An 18101-nucleotide genomic window follows, 5' to 3' on the forward strand; every position below is an offset into this window, starting at 1 on the left:
GACCCCCGGCCACCCCTTCCGGACGGCCGTACGCGGCCCGCACGGCCGGATCACGCCGCGGGCGTGCCGGGGAAGGGGCGGCCGGCATGACTGTCCTCTTTCCTCCGCGCGGACCGGGCGGCCGGAGCAGGGCCCGGGGCAGCGCACCGCCTGACGTGCGCGGCGGTCGCGTCACCATTCGTCACGTCCAGTGAACTCCCTGCGAGCAAGGGAGGGAAGGAGCCGGTGACCGAAAATGTGTGATCGACATGAACTCCTGCGCGCTTGTGAGCAGTTGGCTTACTCCTGGGCCTCCCGCGCGTCGCACGGCGGCGGACCCCGGATGGCTGAATCGGTGGGCCGGTCAGTTGTAGCCGAAGCCCGCCGGGAGCGGCGACGGTGCGAAGAGGCGGGCCGGGACCGCCTCCGCGAGGGCCCGGTAGCCGGCCGGGTTCAGGTGCAGGTGGTCACCGACGTCCAGGGAGGCGCGGATCGCGGTGGGCCGGTGCGGGTCGCGGACCGCCCGGTCGAAGTCCAGCACCGCGTCGAACCGGCCGCTCGTGCGTATCCAGGTGTTGACCGTACGGCGGGACTCCTCGCGGTACCCGTTCGGATCGTCGTAGTCCGTGTTGCCGCCGAAGGGCGTCAGTGTCGCCCCGTACACCCGGATGCCCTGGGCGTGGGCGCGGGTGATGATCTGGTCGTACGCCGTGATGACGGCCTCGGCCGTGCGCTTCTGGGCCGCCGGGGTGGCGTCCGCCGTGCCGATGTCGTTGACGCCCTCGAAGACGATCAGCCGGTCCGTCCCGCTCTGCGCCAGGACGTCGCGGTCCAGCCGGGCCAGTCCGTTGGGGCCCAGTCCGTCGGCGAGCAGCCGGTTGCCGCCGGCCGCCTGGTTGACCACGGAGGTGCGGTCCGTCAGCCGGCCCTGGAGCGCGTCCGGCCAGCGGTCGTTGCCGTTGGTCGTGGAGCCCCGGCCGTCCGTCAGCGAGTCCCCGAGCACGGCCGTCGCCGACGTGGTGCCCCGGGCCCAGACCTCGACCCCGCTGAGCAGGTACCAGTGGTCGGTGGTCGTCGCGCCGGGCAGGTCCCCGTCCCGTACGTGGTCGCCGCGCAGCAGGTACGAGGTGGTGCGGGAGCCCGGGTGCGAGGTGAGGGCGGTGGACGCCTGCCCGGTCGCCAGGTAGACCGTCGCCGTGAGGTTGGACCCGGGGGCGACCCGGAAGTCCAGCGGGTCGGAGACGGCCTGCGCCCCGGCCGGTACGTCGATGGAGGCCGAGCCCCGGAAGGTCACCTTGTGCGAGGTCCCCGGACGGATCGCCCCGGTCCCCGCCTTCCCGTCCAGCGGGAGCGCCACGGAGACCTCGGTGATCGGCAGCACCGCGCCGCCGAACGCGTTGGAGAACCGCAGCCGGATGTGGTCGCCGCCCGCCGAGACATGGACGGTCTGCCGCAGCGTCGTGTCCGTCAGCACGGAGTCGTCGCCGGTGAAGGGGGCCGGGGGCATGTTCGACGGCTCGGTCAGCTGAGGCATGGACGTCCAGCTGCTGACCCAGTGCGCGCCGCGTTCCCGGGGGCCGGGCGCGCCGCCGGAGTGAGCCTCCGCGGCGCCGAGGGCCGGGGAGACGGCGGCGAGGGTCGCGCAGAGCGACCCCGCGGTGATCAGGCTGAGGAGCGACGTTCTTCGGTTCATGGCGGTGTTCCCTCTGCGTGTCGGGTTTCTCCATGCACACGTGCGTGCCCCGGCCGGGCACGCGGCAGATTAGCGCCGCCGGAACTTTCGGTCAACGGTTCGAAATATTTCGATCGTACGGGGGTGAGGGCGCCCCGGAACGCGCAATCGCCCGGCCGGAAGGACCCGGCCGGGCGACGACGTACGACTGTGCGGGACTACTGGGCGCCGAAGCGCGAGCGCCACGCCTCCAGGTCCTCATCGGTGATCTTGGCGAAGAGCACCGGCGGCACCGTGAAGGCGGTCCCGGCCGGTACGGACGCCAGGGCGCGGGCCTCGTCGGCGCTCACCCAGGTCGCCGTGTCGTCCGCCAGGGCGAACGCCTCGCGCATGGCCCGCGCGGAGGACGGGATGAACGGTTCCGAGACGACCGCGTACAGGTGGATCAGGTTCATCGCGGTGCGCAGCGTGAGCGCGGCGCCCTCCTGGTCGGTCTTGATCTCCAGCCAGGGGGCCTTCTCCTCCAGGTAGGAGTTGCCCGCGCTCCACAGCGCGCGCAGCGCCTGGGCCGCCTTGCGGAACTGGAGCGCCTCCATGTGGCCCTCGTACTCCGCGAGCAGCCGCGCGATCTCCTCGCCCAGCTTCCGCTCGGCCTCCCCGGCCTCCTTGCCCGCCGGGACCTCGTCGCCGAACCGCTTGCGCGAGAAGGACAGCACCCGGTTCACGAAGTTGCCGAGGGTGTCGGCCAGGTCCTTGTTGACCGAGGTGGCGAACAGCTCCCAGGTGAACGACGTGTCGTCCGACTCCGGGGCCTGCGCCATCAGGAAGTAGCGCCAGTAGTCCGCGGGCAGCAGCTCCAGGGCGGTGTCCGAGAAGATGCCGCGCTGCTGCGACGTCGAGAACTTGCCGCCGTAGTAGTTCAGCCAGTTGAACGCCTTGACGTGGTCGACCCGCTTGACCGGCTCACGGGTGCCGATCTGCATCGCCGGGAACATCACCGTGTGGAACGGGACGTTGTCCTTGGCCATGAACTGCGTGTACCGGACGTCGGACGCCTCGTACCACCAGGAACGCCAGTCCCGGGTCTCCGGCTCCAGGTCCGCCCACTCCTTCGTCGCCCCGAGGTACTCGATGGGGGCGTCGAACCAGACGTAGAAGACCTTGCCCTCGGCCGCCAGCTCCGGCCAGGTGTCGGCCGGGACCGGCACGCCCCACTCCAGGTCACGGGTGATCGACCGGTCGTGCAGGCCCTCGGTGAGCCACTTGCGGGCGATCGAGGACGCCAGGTGCGGCCACTCGTCGCTCGTCTTGTCGATCCACGCCTCGACCTCGCCGGACAGCTTCGACTGGAGGAGGAAGAGGTGCTTGGTCTCCCGGACCTCCAGCTCGCTGCTGCCGCTGATCGCGGAGCGCGGCTCGATCAGGTCCGTCGGGTCCAGCACCCGGGTGCAGTTCTCGCACTGGTCGCCGCGCGCCTTGTCGTACCCGCAGTGCGGGCACGTACCGACGATGTAGCGGTCCGGCAGGAAGCGGTCGTCGGCGATCGAGAAGACCTGGCGGATCGCCCGCTCCTCGATGAAGCCGTTCTCGTGCAGCTTGCGGGCGAAGTGCTGGGTGATCTCGCGGTTCTCGGCGGAGGAGCTGCGCCCGAAGTAGTCGAACGCGAGCCCGAACCCGTCGTAGACCGCCTTCTGCGCGTCGTGCTGCTGCGCGCAGAACTCGGCCACCGGCAGCCCGGCCGCCTTCGCGGCCAGCTCCGCCGGGGTGCCGTGCTCGTCGGTGGCGCAGATGTACAGCGCCTCCTCGCCCCGCTGGCGCAGATACCGCGTATAGACGTCCGCCGGGAGCATCGACCCGACCAGGTTCCCCAGGTGCTTGATCCCGTTGATGTAGGGAAGCGCGCTGGTGATCAGGTGTCGAGTCATCGTTGGATGCTCCCAGTTTCTAAGGTGCCGGTGCCTCTGTCGCAGGCCGTTTGCATCTTATCGAATGGGAGACAGCCCCCTTTACCGCATTTACGGCCCCTCAGCACTCGATGATGTTCACCGCGAGCCCGCCCCGGGCCGTCTCCTTGTACTTCACGGACATGTCCGCGCCGGTCTCCTTCATGGTCTTGATGACCTTGTCCAGGGAGACCTTGTGGCTGCCGTCGCCGCGCAGCGCCATCTTCGCGGCCGTGACCGCCTTCACCGCGGCCATGCCGTTGCGCTCGATGCACGGGATCTGGACGAGGCCGCCGACGGGGTCGCAGGTGAGGCCCAGGTTGTGCTCCATGCCGATCTCGGCGGCGTTCTCCACCTGCTCGGGGGTGCCGCCCAGGACCTCGGCGAGGGCGCCGGCGGCCATCGAGCAGGCGGAGCCGACCTCGCCCTGACAGCCGACCTCGGCGCCGGAGATGGAGGCGTTCTCCTTGAACAGCATGCCGATCGCGCCCGCCGCCAGCAGGAAGCGGACGATGCTGTCGTCCTTCTCGGCCTCGGTCGCGCCGCCCGCCGCGAAGTTCACGTAGTAGTGCAGGACGGCCGGGATGATGCCGGCCGCGCCGTTCGTCGGGGCGGTGACCACGCGGCCGCCCGCCGCGTTCTCCTCGTTGACCGCCATCGCGTAGAGGGTGATCCACTCCATGGCGTGCGTCTGGGGGTCGCCCTCCGCGCGCAGCTGGCGGGCGGTCTTCGCGGCGCGGCGGTGCACCCTGAGGCCGCCGGGCAGGACGCCCTCGCGGGACATCCCGCGCGTCACGCACGCCTGCATGGCCCGCCAGATGCCGAGGAGCCCGGAGCGGATCTCCTCCTCGGTGCGCCAGGCGCGCTCGTTCTCCAGCATCAGCGAGGAGATCGACAGACCGGTCTCGCGGGCCAGCCGCAGCAGCTCGTCACCGGTGCGGAAGGGGTGCTTCAGGACCGTGTCGTCGAGCACGATCCGGTCCTCGCCCACGGCGTCCTCGTCCACGACGAAGCCGCCGCCGACCGAGTAGTACGTCTTCTCCAGGAGCGGGGCGCCGTCGGCGTCGTACGCGAAGACGGTCATGCCGTTGGCGTGGTACGGGAGCGCCTTGCGGCGGTGCAGGATCAGCTGCTCGTCCGCGTCGAAGGGGATCTCGTGCATCCCGAGCAGGTTGATCCGGCCGGTGGAGCGGATCGCCTCGACGCGCTCGTCGGCCGTCTCGACGTCCACGGTGCGCGGGGACTCGCCCTCCAGGCCGAGCAGGACCGCCTTGGGGGTGCCGTGGCCGTGGCCGGTGGCGCCGAGGGAGCCGTACAGCTCGGCCCGGATCGAGGCGGTGTGCGCGAGCAGGCCCTCGTTCTTCAGGCGGCGCGCGAACATACGGGCCGCGCGCATGGGGCCGACCGTATGGGAGCTGGACGGGCCGATGCCGATCGAGAACAGGTCGAAGACCGAGATGGCCACGGGTGACTCCTAAGGGTTGGTAGACGCCGTTGTCTGCCGGGTAGTGCGGTACGGGCCGGGTCGGCCCGAAGTGCGGGTGACAAGGGATGGGGCACCACGCCCACTGTTCAGTGTGCGGGGTGCCCCATCCGAAAGCGCAAACGCGCCGGGTCGGCTACTTCAGGCCGGGGTACAGCGGGAACTTCTCGGCGAGCTTCGTGACCCGGGCCTTCAGGTCGTCCGCGTCGTAGGACGGCTTGAGGGCCGAGGCGATGATCTCGGCGACCTCGGTGAAGTCCTCGGTGCCGAAGCCGCGGGTGGCCAGGGCCGGGGTGCCGATCCGGAGGCCGGAGGTGACCATCGGCGGGCGCGGGTCGTTGGGGATGGCGTTCCGGTTGACCGTGATGCCGAGCTCGTGGAGCCGGTCCTCGGCCTGCTGGCCGTCCAGCTCCGAGTTGCGCAGGTCCACCAGGACCAGGTGCACATCGGTGCCGCCGGACAGGACGGAGACGCCGACCTCGGTGACGTCGGGCTGGACCAGGCGCTCGGCCAGGATGCGGGCGCCCTCCAGGGTGCGCCGCTGGCGCTCCTTGAACTCCTCGCCCGCCGCGACCTTGAACGAGACCGCCTTGGCCGCGATCACGTGCTCCAGCGGGCCGCCCTGCTGACCCGGGAAGACCGCCGAGTTGATCTTCTTGGCGAGCTCCTGGGTGGAGAGGATCACACCGCCGCGCGGACCGCCGAGGGTCTTGTGCGTGGTGGTGGTGACGACGTGGGCGTGCGGCACCGGGCTGGGGTGCAGGCCCGCGGCGACCAGACCGGCGAAGTGCGCCATGTCGACCATCAGGTACGCGCCGACCTCGTCCGCGATGCGGCGGAAGGCGGCGAAGTCCAGCTGGCGCGGGTAGGCGGACCAGCCGGCGACGATCAGCTGCGGCTTGGCCTCCTTGGCCAGGCGCTCGACCTCGGCCATGTCCACGACACCGGTGTCGTCCACGTGGTACGGGACCACGTTGTAGAGCTTGCCGGAGAAGTTGATCTTCATGCCGTGGGTCAGGTGACCGCCGTGCGCCAGGTTCAGGCCCATGATCGTGTCGCCCGGCTTCAGCAGCGCGAACATCGCGGCGGCGTTCGCCTGCGCACCGGAGTGCGGCTGGACGTTCGCGGCCTCGGCGCCGAAGAGCGCCTTGATCCGGTCGATCGCGATCTGCTCGACCACGTCGACGTGCTCACAGCCGCCGTAGTAGCGGCGGCCGGGGTAGCCCTCGGCGTACTTGTTGGTCAGGACGGAGCCCTGTGCCTCCATGACCGCGACCGGAGCGAAGTTCTCCGAGGCGATCATTTCGAGCGTGGACTGCTGGCGCAGGAGCTCGGCGTCGACGGCGGCGGCGACGTCCGGGTCCAGCTCGTGGAGGGAGGAGTTGAGAAGCGACATCAGGTGGTCCCTTGGGGTCTCAGTTGCCGGAGAACTCGGAGTACTCGTCGGCGGAGAGCAGGTCCTTCGGCTCCTCCGCGACGCGTACCTTGAACAGCCAGCCGCCTTCGAACGGAGCGGAGTTGACCAGCGACGGATCGTCCACGACGTCCTGGTTGAACGCGGTGATCTCACCGGTCACCGGCGAGTACAGGTCGCTCACCGACTTGGTCGACTCCAGCTCGCCGCAGGTCTCGCCCGCGGTCACGGTGTCGCCGACCTCGGGAAGCTGCGCGTAGACGACGTCACCGAGCGCGTTGGCCGCGTGCTCGGTGATGCCGACCGTGGCCACACCGTCCTCGGCGGGCGACAGCCACTCGTGCTCCTTGCTGTACCGCAGCTGCTGGGGGTTGCTCATGGTCTGAATTCTCCTGTACGCGGGGAGTGCGGATGAACGATGGTCTTACGGTGTGAGACGGGACCGCGTCACGTGTGCGGCGCCCGGCCGGGTCCTACGGTTCTACTTCTTGCGCTTGTAGAAGGGGAGCGCCACGACCTCGTACGGCTCGTGGCTGCCTCGGATCTCCACCGCGACTCCGGCGGTGCCCGGCTCGGCGTGCGCCGCGTCGACGTACGCCATGGCGATCGGCTTGCCCAGCGTGGGGGAGGGGGCCCCGGAGGTGACCTCGCCGATGACCTCGCCGTTCGCCACGACCGGGAAGCCGGCGCGCGGCACCCGGCGGCCCTCGGCGACCAGGCCGACGAGCTTGCGGGGCGGGGCGGTCTCGGCGCGCTCCGCGGCGGCCTCCAGCGCCTTGCGGCCGACGAAGTCGCCGTCCTTCTCGAACTTCACGACCCGGCCGAGCCCGGCGTCGAACGGGGTCAGCGAGGTCGTCAGCTCGTGCCCGTACAGCGGCATGCCCGCCTCCAGGCGCAGCGTGTCACGGCAGGACAGGCCGCACGGGATCAGGCCGTGCGCGGCGCCCGCGTCGGTGAGCGCCCGCCACAGCTGCTCGGCGTGGCCGGGCGCGACGAACAGCTCGAAGCCGTCCTCACCGGTGTAGCCGGTACGGGCGATCAGCGCGGGGACCCCGGCGACCGTGCCGGGCAGTCCGGCGTAGTACTTCAGGCCGTCCAGGTCGGCGTCGGTCACGGCCGCGAGGATCGCCGGGGACTCGGGGCCCTGCACGGCGAGCAGCGCGTAGGCGTCGCGGTCGTCGCGGACCTCGGCGTCGAAGCCGGCGGCGCGCTCGGTGAGCGTGTCCAGGACGAGCTGGGCGTTGCCGGCGTTGGCGACGACCATGTACTCCGTGTCCTGGAGGCGGTAGACGATCAGGTCGTCCAGGATGCCGCCGTCCTCGGCGCAGATCATCGTGTAGCGGGCCCGGCCGGTCGAGACCGTGCCGATGTTGCCGACCAGCGCGTGGTTCAGCAGGTCCACGGCCTGCGGGCCGGTGACCGTGATCTCGCCCATGTGGGACAGGTCGAAGAGACCGGCCTTCGTGCGGACGGCGTTGTGCTCGTCGCGCTCACTGGCGTACCGCAGCGGCATGTCCCAGCCCGCGAAGTCGGTCATGGTGGCGCCCAGCGAACGATGCAGGGCATCGAGGGCGGTGAGACGGGGGGTGCTGCTCATGAAACGGGCTCCCAGGGCATGACGACGACGAGGACGATCCCTCCCCATCTGTCATCGGAACCTGAGAGGTTCGCCGAGAGACCCCACAGGGGTTCGGCTTGCACCTTGGGTGGAGCCGCCGGGCGACTCGCTTTTCAGATCTGCCTCATCCACGCGGTACGGGGCCTGAGAGATTCAAGGGAGGATCTTGCTCCTTCGGCGCCCGGCACGGTGACCGGGACTCTCCCGCGCGGATTCAAGCGGCCTGTATGCAGTTGGCGGGGTCATCATCGCACGCATTCCGGGGGAGCGGGGCGCCGGGACCGGTGGGCCGGGTCACGGTTTCGCGGCGGGTCGGACGGTTGCCTCGCATTACCTTTTCTTTACACTTCGGGGGTAGGTATCGGTCCTGCACGCGTCGGCCGTACGGCCAGGGGGAGGCGATGACGTTGCGCTACGCGACGACCGCGGGAACCACGGGCACCGCGCTGCCCGCACAGTCCGGCTCACCTCCCCGGCAGGCGGTGGGCACCCATCCGCCCGTCGTCCGGGACCTGCGCGGCCGGTCCGGGCGCGGCCCGCGCGCCCTGCGCTTCGCCGCCGGGGATGTCGTGGTCGTCTCCGGGCTCCCCGGCAGCGGCAAGTCCACGCTGATCTCCCGCACCGCCCCGGCGCACGCGGTCGACTCCCAGGACACCCGGGACCGCTGGGCCCGCCGGCTGCCCCGCTTACTCCCCTACGTCCTCTACCGCCCGCTCGTCCGCCTCGCCCACTACCGGGGACTGCGGCGGGCGCTGCGCTCCGGCGCCTCCGTCGTCGTCCACGACTGCGGTACGCAGAGCTGGGTCCGGGCCCTGCTCGCCCGCCATGCCCGGCGCCGGGGCAGCGGCCTGCATCTGGTCCTGCTCGACGTCTCCGCCCGGACCGCGCGCCAGGGCCAGCGCGAGCGCGGCCGGGGCGTCTCCGCGTACGCCTTCGCCCGGCACCGCAGAGCCGTGGGGCGGCTGCTGCGGGACACCGAGGCCGGGCTGCTGCCGCGCGGCTGCGCCTCGGCGGTGCTGCTCGACCGCGAGGCGGCCGCGATGCTCACGCGCATCACGTTCGCGAACGCACAGACCGACGGCTGAAAACGGACCGTCCAACGGCTGGACGGTAGCCGGGACGGGCGGTTTCCGGACAGGCCCTAGGAGCGACGGAGGCCGGGGGAGGCCGTACCCTCTTGCTGCACGGCAACGGGGCGAGAGGGAAGCAGTGGACATTCCTGCACAGGCCGGGAGCCTGCCGCAGAGCGGCTGGCCGGCCAATGAACTCGAAGAGGTGCTGGGCGCCTCGCTCGGCACTCCGGAGGCGGGCGGCCGCCTGCTGGAGGTGCTGGGACGCAGCCATGTCTGGGTGCCCCTGCCCAACGGCGGCGGGCCCGAGGCCCGGGAGCTCGACCTGCCCGCGATGGACATCGACGGCGTCGCGTACGTCCCCGTCTACAGCTCCGAGCACCAGTTCCTCACCTGCGTCGGCGACCGGATGTCCTTCACCATCGCCCCCGCCGCCGAATTCGCCCGCGGACTGCCCCCTCAGCTCGGCCTCGCCGTCAACCCGGGCGGCGCCGTCGGGCTGCCGCTGCCTCCGCCCGCCGTGGCCGAGCTGTGCCGGGCCGGGCGCACCCCGCTCGACGGCCCGGCGACCGGGGGCCGGGTCCGGCTGTACGAGCCGGACTGGAAGGAGGAGCCCGTCGACTTCCTGGCCGCCGCCGCCGGCGAGTTCCAGGAGAGCGGCGTCGTCCGCACCGCCCGCCGGGTCCTCGCCAGCATCGAGGGCGACGACCCCGTGCTCTTCGTCGGCGTCGAGTTCTCCACCTGGGACGGCGCCGGGCAGAGCGCCCCGATGGAGGCCCTGGGCCGGGCGCTCGGCCGCGTCGCGGTGCCGTGGCCGGTCAACCTCGTCCTCCTCGACGTGGCGCAGGACCCGGTCGCCGAATGGATGTTGGAGCGGGTGCGGCCCTTCTACACGCGCGCCCCGGAGTGACGGGGGGCGGCCACGGCGTCAAGCCGGTGACAGTGCGGCCGCATAAGCTGGTTTGATGGCTGAAGGCCGATGCCCGGTGGCCGAAGCAGAGGATCTACGAGGGGCGGGACCAGGGTGAGTGCGTCAGGCACCGCGGCGGCCGGTCAGGTCGAGCACATGCTGCGACAGGTCGCGCCCGGGCGCTACGACGCGTACGAGGCGCTGCTCCAGGCCCTGGCGTCCGGCCGGGTCTGGATGCTGCTGTGGCACGGCCGCCCCGGCGCCCCCGACGCCCAGTACGGGAACATGGAGGTCGACGGACTCGGGTACGCCCCGTGCGTCACCTCCCCCCAGGAGCTCACCGCCAGCGGCTGGAGCCGGGACCACGAGGTCGTCGCCGGACTGGACATCGCGCGCGCCCTCTACCCGGACCGCTGGGGCGTCTGGCTCAATCCGCACGCCCCGGGCGGCGGCGTCGGCATCCCCTGGCTGGACCTGCGCCGCATCGCGACCGGCCTCGACCGGATGCCCGCCGGGCCGCTGCGGATCAGCGAACCCGCCCTCGACCTTCCGCAGTTCTACGCCCAGCTCACGCAGAACGCCCACCACACCCCCGCGATCCGCTCGCTGCGCCGCGCCTGGGTGCAGCCCGCGCTCGGCGTCCCGTACCTCGCCGTCGGCCTCGACCTGTACGACACGAGCCGGCCGTCCGTCGACGCGGTGCGCGCGATGATGCGCCAGTCGGTCGGCGCCGTCCCCGAGGGGCTGCCGGTCTCCACGGTCGCGATGTCCGACGAGTACGACCCGGTGGCGATGTGGCTGCGCGCCAACTCCCGCCCGTTCTACGACCGCGAGGCGCACGCCGCGCCCGGTTACGGCTACCCCCAGGCACCCGCGTACTGATCCCACGTCAGGTCCCCGGCATATCAGGGGCATTACGGGCACTTCGGTGTTCGTGCGCGAAGTGTTCGTTATCGCTGTTTTGCGACCGGGAGGCCCGACTTCCGAGCCCTGCTGTTCGGATATCGGTTGCATTCTGACGTCATCACGTTTGAGCAAACATTCCCCGTCAGGTCTGGCGGGTGTGCGCGCCGTGGCTGAAGACTCCCACGCAACTAGCTATGTACGAGCCGCTACCGCGGCGGTCACGGGCCGGCCACCGCCGGCCGAGAGGGGTCTCCAGCGCAATGACGGCACCTATCGAGACCACCAGGGCGGATACGCGGCCCGAAGCGGTGCTGGAAGGCGCGGGCCGCAAGGAGATCGAGGGCCGTTCGCTCGGCCGCATCGCCTGGACCCGGTTCAAGCGGGACAAGGCCGCGATGGCCGGTGGCATCGTTGTCGTCCTGCTGATCCTGACCGCGGTGCTCTCCAAGCCGCTCCAGTCGCTCCTGGGTCTCGACCCCAACGCGTTCAACCAGACGCTGGTCGACCCCGTCATGCTGGCGCCCAAGGGCAGTTTCGGCGGGATCAGCTGGGACCACCCGTTCGGCGTCGAGCCGCAGACCGGCCGCGACATCTTCGCGCGCATCCTCGAAGGCTCCTGGGTCTCGCTCGTCGTGGCCGTCGGCTCCACCCTGCTCTCCGTCGCCATCGGCGTCGTCATGGGTGTCGTGGCCGGGTTCTACGGCGGCTGGGTGGACAGCCTGATCAGCCGGCTGATGGACACCTTCCTGGCCTTCCCGCTGCTGCTCTTCGCGATCTCCATCTCCGCGTCCCTCCAGGGCAACGCCTTCGGGATGGAAGGGCTCACGCTGCGGATCGCGGTCCTGATCTTCGTGATCGGCTTCTTCAGCTGGCCGTACATCGGCCGCATCGTGCGCGCGCAGACGCTGTCCCTCCGCGAGCGCGAGTTCGTGGAGGCCGCCAGGTCGCTGGGCGCCCGCGGGCCGTTCATCCTCTTCCGCGAGCTGCTGCCCAACCTGGTCGCGCCGATCCTCGTCTACGCGACGCTGCTGATCCCCACGAACATCCTCTTCGAGGCGGCCCTGTCCTTCCTGGGCGTGGGTATCGCACCGCCGCAGGCGTCCTGGGGCGGCATGCTCACGCAGGCGGTCGACCTCTACGAGGTGGACCCGATGTTCATGGTCATCCCCGGCATGGCGATCTTCATCACCGTGCTGGCCTTCAACCTGCTGGGGGACGGGCTGCGTGACGCACTCGACCCTCGTGGCAAGTAAACGCGGCAGTGCCGCACAGGACTAGCGAGGGGGCTTTCCTCAGCATGCAGAACAGAAAGACAGCGGCGCTCATAGCCGTCGCGATCGCGGTGTCGCTCGGCGCCACGGCGTGCAGCAAGGACTCGGACGGCGGCAGCGGCAAGGGCGGCGGCGGCAACGCCAAGGCCGACGCCGGTCTGACGAGCATCGTCAACGCCAGCGACAAGAAGGGCGGGACGGTCACCTACGAGCACACCAGTGGCCCGGACTCCCTCGACCCCGGCAACACGTACTACGGCTGGGTGCAGAACTTCTCCCGCCTGTACGCCCGTTCGCTGGTCACCTTCCAGCCGGCCGCCGGCAAGGACAGCCTGAAGGTCGTCCCCGACCTCGCCACCGGCCTCGGCAAGGCGAGCGCGGACGCCAAGACCTGGACGTACACGCTGCGCAAGGGCGTGAAGTTCGAGGACGGCTCCGAGATCACCTCGCAGGACGTCAAGTACGCCGTCGAGCGCTCCAACTTCGCGCCGGAGGCCCTGTCCAACGGCCCGACGTACTTCAAGGCGTACCTCGAGGGCGGCGACAAGTACAAGGGTCCCTACAAGGACAAGTCCACCGCGGGTCTGAAGTCCATCGAGACCCCGGACAAGTACACGATCGTCTTCCACCTGAACAAGCCGTTCGCGGACATGGACTACCTGGCCGCGTTCTCGCAGACCGCGCCGATCCAGCAGAAGGCCGACACGGGCGCCAGCTACGTCCAGAAGATGGTCTCCTCGGGTCCGTACAAGTTCTCGGCGTACGACGAGAGCAAGGGCGCGACCCTGGTCCGCAACACGGAGTGGGACCCGAAGACGGACCCGATCCGCAAGGCGCTGCCGGACAAGATCGAGCTGAAGTTCAACGTCAACCCCACCACCGTCGACGAGCACCTGCTCAACGACGAGACCACCGCGGACATCGCGGGCACGGGCCTCCAGTCCAAGACCCAGCCCAAGGTCCTGGCCAAGGCGTCCGAGAAGGCGAAGACGGACAACCCGTACGCCGGCGCGCTGCAGTACCTCGCGCTGAACGTCAACGTGAAGCCGTTCGACAACGTCGAGTGCCGCAAGGCCGTCCAGTACGCGGTCGACAAGCAGAGCATGGTCGACTCGATCGGCGGCTCGGTCAAGGGCGACCCGGCGAGCACGGTCATCCCCCCGACCGTCGCCGGCTACAAGAAGTTCGACCTGTACCCGACCGAGGGCAGCAAGGGCGACGTGGCCAAGGCCAAGGAGCACCTGGCCAAGTGCGGTCACCCGGACGGCTTCAAGACCACGCTGACGGCCCGTTCGGACCGTCCTGACGAGGTCACCGCTGCCACGCAGCTCCAGAACAGCCTGAAGGCGATCGGGGTCACCGCCGAGATCAAGCAGTTCCCGGCGGACAAGTACTTCACCGACTTCGCGGGCGTTCCGGCCTGGGTCCACAAGAACAACGCGGGCATGATGATGATGGCCTGGGGCGCCGACTGGCCGACCGGCTTCGGCTTCCTCGACCAGATCGTCAACGGCTCGGCCATCAAGCCCTCCGGCGGCACCAACCTGATGGAGCTCAACGACAAGGGGATCAACGACCTCCTCGTCAAGGGCATCGGGACCGTCGACACCACGGAGCGCAACGCCACGTGGGGCGAGGTCGACCAGAAGGTCATGGAGAACGCCTCGGTCGTTCCCCTCTTCTACCGCAAGAACCTGCTCTACCGCCCGGCCTCCGCGGCGAACGTCACCGTCACCGACGCGTACCTCGGCATGTACGACTACGTGCTCATGACGTCCACCAAGTAGCACCTGTTCATCAAAAGCATCCCCTGAAAGGCAGGTGAAGGCGCCGGGCGGCGGGGTTACCCGCCCCACCCGCCCGGCGCCGCACGGCTGTGGCTGCGTATATCATCCGACGCGTATTCGCCGCGGTGTTGCTGCTGCTGGTGGTCAGCGCAGTCACGTTCGCGATCTTCTTCCTGGTGCCCCGCCTCGGCGGGCAGACCCTCGACTCCATGGCCGCCCAGTACGTGGGGAAGAGCCCCGACCCCGACGTCATCGCCGCGGTCAAGAAGAACCTGGGGCTCGACCAGCCCCTGTACCTCCAGTACTGGCACTTCATCAAGGGCATCGTGGTCGGCGCCCAGTACCAGTTCGGCCCCGACCCCGTCACGTGCAACGCCCCCTGTTTCGGCTACTCGTTCAAGACGCACACCGAGATCTGGCCGCAGCTCGTGGACCGGGTCCCGGTCACGCTCTCGCTGGCCGTCGGTGCCGCCGTCATCTGGGTCATCTCCGGTGTCGCGATCGGCGTCGTCTCCGCGCTGAAGCGGGGCTCGCTCTTCGACCGCCTCTCCATGGGCGTCGCCCTCGCCGGTGTCTCCCTGCCGATGTTCTTCACCGGCCTGGTCGTCCTGGCGCTCTTCGGCAACGGGGAGTACGTGCCCATCACCGAGGACCCGGTCGCCTGGGCGGGCAGCCTGGTCCTGCCCTGGTGCACGCTCGCCCTGCTGTACTCCGCGCTCTACGCCCGGCTCACCCGGGCCGGGATGCTGGAGACCATGAGCGAGGACTACATCCGCACCGCGCGCGCCAAGGGCCTCCAGGAACGCAAGGTGGTCGTCAAGCACGGGCTGCGGTCCGCGCTCACCCCGCTGGTCACGATCTTCGGCATGGACTTCGCGCTGCTCCTCGGCGGCGCGGTCATCACCGAACGCGTCTTCTCCTTCCAGGGGCTCGGCGCCTTCGCGATCCAGGGCGTGACCACCGCCGACCTGCCCAAGGTGATGGGCGTGACCCTGGTCGCGGCCTTCTTCATCGTCATCTGCAACCTGCTGGTGGACCTCGTGTACGCCGCGATCGACCCCCGGGTGAGGCTCTCATGAGCGGCGCGACCAAGAAGGACTCGACCACGAAGGACGCCGAGAAGGACGCGGCCGTCCCGGCCCCGCGTCCGGGCGACGGTCACCCGTTCCTCTCCGTACGCGACCTCAGCGTCCACTTCGACACCGACGACGGCCTGGTCAAGTCCGTGGACGGCGTCAGCTTCGACCTGGAGGCCGGCCAGACCCTCGGCATCGTCGGCGAGTCCGGCTCCGGCAAGTCCGTGACCTCGCTGGGGATCATGGGCCTGCACACCTCGGAGCGGGCCCGCATCGGCGGCGAGATCTGGCTGGAGGGCGAGGAGCTGATCGGCTCCGGCGCCGAGCGCGTACGGCGGCTGCGCGGCCAGAAGATGGCCATGATCTTCCAGGACCCGCTGTCCGCCCTGCACCCGTACTACACGATCGGCGCGCAGATCGTGGAGGCCCACCGGGTCCACCACAAGGTCGACAAGAAGACCGCCAAGAAGCGCGCCATCGAGATGCTCGACCGGGTCGGCATCCCCGAGCCGCACCGCCGGTTCGATGACTACCCGCACCAGTTCTCCGGCGGCATGCGCCAGCGCGCGATGATCGCGATGGCCCTGGTCAACAACCCGCAGCTGCTCATCGCCGACGAGCCGACGACCGCCCTCGACGTCACCGTCCAGGCGCAGATCCTCGACCTGATCCGCGATCTGCAGAAGGAGTTCGGCTCCGCGGTCATCATGATCACCCACGACCTCGGCGTCGTCGCCGAGATCGCGGACCAGATCCTCGTGATGTACGCGGGACGGTGCGTCGAGCGCGGCTCCGCCGAGAAGGTGTTCTACGAGCCCCAGCACCCGTACACCTGGGGTCTGCTCGGCTCGATGCCGCGGATCGACCGGGAGCAGACCGAGCGGCTGATCCCCGTCAAGGGCTCGCCGCCCAGTCTCATCAACGTCCCGTCGGGCTGCGCCTTCCACCCGCGCTGCCCGTACGCCGACGTCCCGCCCGACAACATCACCCGCACCGAGCGTCCGGAGCTGCGACTGGTCGGCGACGGGCACTTCTCCGCGTGCCACATGTCGCCCGAGCAGCGCGACCGGATCTGGACCGAAGAGATTGCGCCGAAGCTGTGACTGAGCTGAACAAGAAGACTCCCGCGCCCGCCGCGGCCGGGTCGGACGGGTCCGGCCCCGAACCGCTCCTCAAGGTGGACGGCCTGGTCAAGCACTTCCCGATCACCAAGGGCGTGCTGAAGCGCAAGGTCGGCGCGGTCCAGGCCGTGGACGGGCTCACCTTCGACGTGCGCCCGGGGGAGACCCTGGGCGTCGTCGGCGAGTCGGGCTGCGGCAAGTCGACCATGGGCCGGCTGGTGACCCGGCTGCTGGAACCGACCGGCGGCAAGGTCGAGTTCCAAGGCCGCGACATCACCCATCTGTCCGCCGGACGGCTGCGGCCGATGCGGCGCGACATCCAGATGATCTTCCAGGACCCGTACGGCTCGCTGAACCCGCGCCACACGGTCGGCGGGATCGTCTCCACCCCCTTCCGGCTCCAGGGCGTCAAGCCCGAGGGCGGCGTGAAGGCGGAGGTCCAGCGGCTGCTGGAGCTCGTCGGGCTCAACCCCGAGCACTACAACCGCTATCCGCACGAGTTCTCCGGCGGCCAGCGCCAGCGCATCGGCATCGCCCGGGCGCTCGCGCTCAAGCCGAAGCTGGTCGTCGCGGACGAGCCGGTCTCCGCGCTGGACGTGTCGATCCAGGCGCAGGTGGTGAACCTGCTGGACGACCTCCAGGACGAGCTCGGGCTCACGTACATGATCATCGCCCACGACCTGTCGGTGATCCGCCACGTCTCGGACCGGATCGCGGTCATGTACCTCGGCAAGATCGTGGAGCTGGCGGACCGCAAGTCGCTGTACGAGGCGCCCATGCACCCGTACACGAAGGCGCTGATGTCCGCGGTGCCGGTGCCGGACCCGCGCCGGCGCGGCGCCAAGAGCGACCGCATCCTGCTCAAGGGCGATGTCCCGTCGCCGATCTCGCCGCCCGCCGGCTGCCGTTTCCACACCCGGTGCTGGAAGGCGACGAAGGTCTGCGGCACGACCGAGCCGCCGCTGCTCCAGCTGAAGACCGGGCACCAGGTGGCCTGCCACCACCCGGAGAACGGCGAGGACCAGGTGCCGGGCGACGCGCCGCTGGTCGCGGACGTCATCACGGTCCGGTCGGCGCCCGCGAAGGAGCCCGCCGAGGCACCGGTGAAGGAGGAGCCCGCGCAGGCCGCCGAGCCCTCCGAGCCCGCCCCGGACGGTACGAAGGAGTAGTACGGGCACAATTGCCCGGTGCTCAACGAACTGTTCACGCCCTCCGTCCAGCACGCGCTCGACATCGTGGGGATCTTCGTCTTCGCGATCTCGGGCGCCCTGCTCGCCGTACGCAAGAACTTCGATGTCTTCGGCATCGCGGTGCTCGCCGAGGTGACCGCGCTGGGCGGAGGGCTCTTCCGTGACCTGATCATCGGCGCGGTGCCGCCCGCCGCCTTCACGGATCTGGGGTACTTCACCACCCCGCTGCTCGCCGCCGGGCTGGTCTTCTTCCTCCACCCGCACGTGGAGCGCATCCAGGTCGGCGTGAACGTCTTCGACGCGGCCGGTCTCGGGCTGTTCTGCGTCACCGGCACGGTGAAGGCGTACGACTACGGGCTCGGCCTCACCTCGTCCGCGGCGCTGGGCCTGGCCACGGCGGTCGGCGGCGGTGTGCTGCGCGACGTCCTGGCCAACGAGGTGCCCTCGCTGCTGCGTTGGGACCGGGACCTGTACGCGGTGCCCGCCATGGTCGGTGCCACCATGATCGTGCTCTGCATCCGCTTCGACGCGCTCAACGCCCTGACCAGCGGCGCGGCCGTGATCACCGCGTTCGTCCTGCGGCTGCTCGCGCTCCGCTTCCACTGGCGGGCGCCGCGCGCCTACAACCGGCGCTCGGCGCGGGCGGACGAGGGGTGACCTA

General features: G+C 70.2%; 15 protein-coding genes and 1 riboswitch. Of the genes, 9 read left to right on the top strand and 6 right to left on the bottom strand.

Features of this window, described 5'->3' with window-relative positions; genetic code table 11:
- Positions 1–343 precede the first annotated feature (343 nt).
- From AMK18_RS14395 to gcvT, 6 genes are all read right to left on the bottom strand, one after another.
- Entirely contained in the window at positions 344–1672 is a 1329-nt protein-coding gene (locus AMK18_RS14395; protein WP_073863067.1) for an SGNH/GDSL hydrolase family protein, read from the bottom strand.
- Positions 1673–1869: 197 nt separating this feature from the next.
- Positions 1870–3576 (bottom strand): methionine--tRNA ligase, encoded by a 1707-nt coding sequence (gene metG, locus AMK18_RS14400; protein ID WP_073863068.1) that lies wholly within the window; start codon positions 3574–3576, stop codon positions 1870–1872.
- Between the two features lie 100 nt (positions 3577–3676).
- Positions 3677–5059 (bottom strand): L-serine ammonia-lyase, encoded by a 1383-nt coding sequence (locus AMK18_RS14405; RefSeq protein WP_073863069.1) that lies wholly within the window; start codon positions 5057–5059, stop codon positions 3677–3679.
- Between the two features lie 154 nt (positions 5060–5213).
- On the bottom strand, positions 5214–6473 hold the full coding sequence (glyA, locus tag AMK18_RS14410; protein ID WP_073863070.1) for a serine hydroxymethyltransferase: 1260 nt from the start codon (positions 6471–6473) through the stop codon (positions 5214–5216).
- Positions 6474–6492: 19 nt separating this feature from the next.
- Positions 6493–6870, bottom strand: coding sequence for a glycine cleavage system protein GcvH (gcvH, locus tag AMK18_RS14415; protein ID WP_018102544.1), 378 nt, complete (start codon positions 6868–6870; stop codon positions 6493–6495).
- A gap of 102 nt (positions 6871–6972) precedes the next feature.
- Positions 6973–8088 (bottom strand): glycine cleavage system aminomethyltransferase GcvT, encoded by a 1116-nt coding sequence (gcvT, locus tag AMK18_RS14420; protein WP_018102543.1) that lies wholly within the window; start codon positions 8086–8088, stop codon positions 6973–6975.
- A gap of 144 nt (positions 8089–8232) precedes the next feature.
- Positions 8233–8326: riboswitch (glycine riboswitch) on the bottom strand.
- A gap of 184 nt (positions 8327–8510) precedes the next feature.
- On the opposite strand from gcvT, the gene AMK18_RS14425 reads away from it, so the two are divergent.
- The 9 genes from AMK18_RS14425 to AMK18_RS14465 all read left to right on the top strand — a co-directional run bounded on the left by AMK18_RS14425 (position 8511) and on the right by AMK18_RS14465 (position 18097).
- On the top strand, positions 8511–9194 hold the full coding sequence (locus AMK18_RS14425; protein ID WP_073863071.1) for an AAA family ATPase: 684 nt from the start codon (positions 8511–8513) through the stop codon (positions 9192–9194).
- Between the two features lie 124 nt (positions 9195–9318).
- A complete protein-coding gene (locus AMK18_RS14430) occupies positions 9319–10089 on the top strand; it encodes an enhanced serine sensitivity protein SseB (RefSeq protein ID WP_026171444.1) in 771 nt (256 codons plus the stop codon).
- A gap of 114 nt (positions 10090–10203) precedes the next feature.
- On the top strand, positions 10204–10971 hold the full coding sequence (locus AMK18_RS14435) for an enhanced serine sensitivity protein SseB C-terminal domain-containing protein (protein WP_026171443.1): 768 nt from the start codon (positions 10204–10206) through the stop codon (positions 10969–10971).
- A 284-nt stretch (positions 10972–11255) separates the two neighbouring features.
- Entirely contained in the window at positions 11256–12248 is a 993-nt protein-coding gene (locus AMK18_RS14440; protein ID WP_026171442.1) for an ABC transporter permease, read from the top strand.
- Positions 12249–12292: 44 nt separating this feature from the next.
- On the top strand, positions 12293–14053 hold the full coding sequence (locus AMK18_RS14445) for an ABC transporter substrate-binding protein (RefSeq protein WP_073863072.1): 1761 nt from the start codon (positions 12293–12295) through the stop codon (positions 14051–14053).
- An 89-nt stretch (positions 14054–14142) separates the two neighbouring features.
- Positions 14143–15132 carry an ABC transporter permease gene (locus tag AMK18_RS14450; RefSeq protein ID WP_026171441.1) on the top strand — a complete coding sequence of 330 codons (990 nt, stop codon included), beginning with the start codon at positions 14143–14145 and terminating at the stop codon, positions 15130–15132.
- Complete coding sequence (locus AMK18_RS14455; protein WP_018102536.1) at positions 15129–16232, top strand: ABC transporter ATP-binding protein; 1104 nt, start codon at positions 15129–15131, stop codon at positions 16230–16232. Before AMK18_RS14450 ends, AMK18_RS14455 begins: the two co-directional genes overlap by 4 nt.
- Positions 16229–17419, top strand: a complete 1191-nt coding sequence (locus AMK18_RS14460) for an ABC transporter ATP-binding protein (RefSeq protein WP_073863073.1) — start codon at positions 16229–16231, stop codon at positions 17417–17419. The genes AMK18_RS14455 and AMK18_RS14460 overlap by 4 nt, the downstream gene beginning before the upstream one ends.
- Before the next feature lie 18 nt (positions 17420–17437).
- The gene (locus AMK18_RS14465; protein WP_018102534.1) at positions 17438–18097 is read left to right on the top strand and encodes a trimeric intracellular cation channel family protein; all 660 of its coding nucleotides are present in this window, start codon (positions 17438–17440) and stop codon (positions 18095–18097) included.
- Positions 18098–18101 lie beyond the last annotated feature (4 nt).

Source organism: Streptomyces sp. CB01249, from assembly GCF_001905735.1.
Classification (GTDB): Bacteria; Actinomycetota; Actinomycetes; order Streptomycetales; family Streptomycetaceae; genus Streptomyces.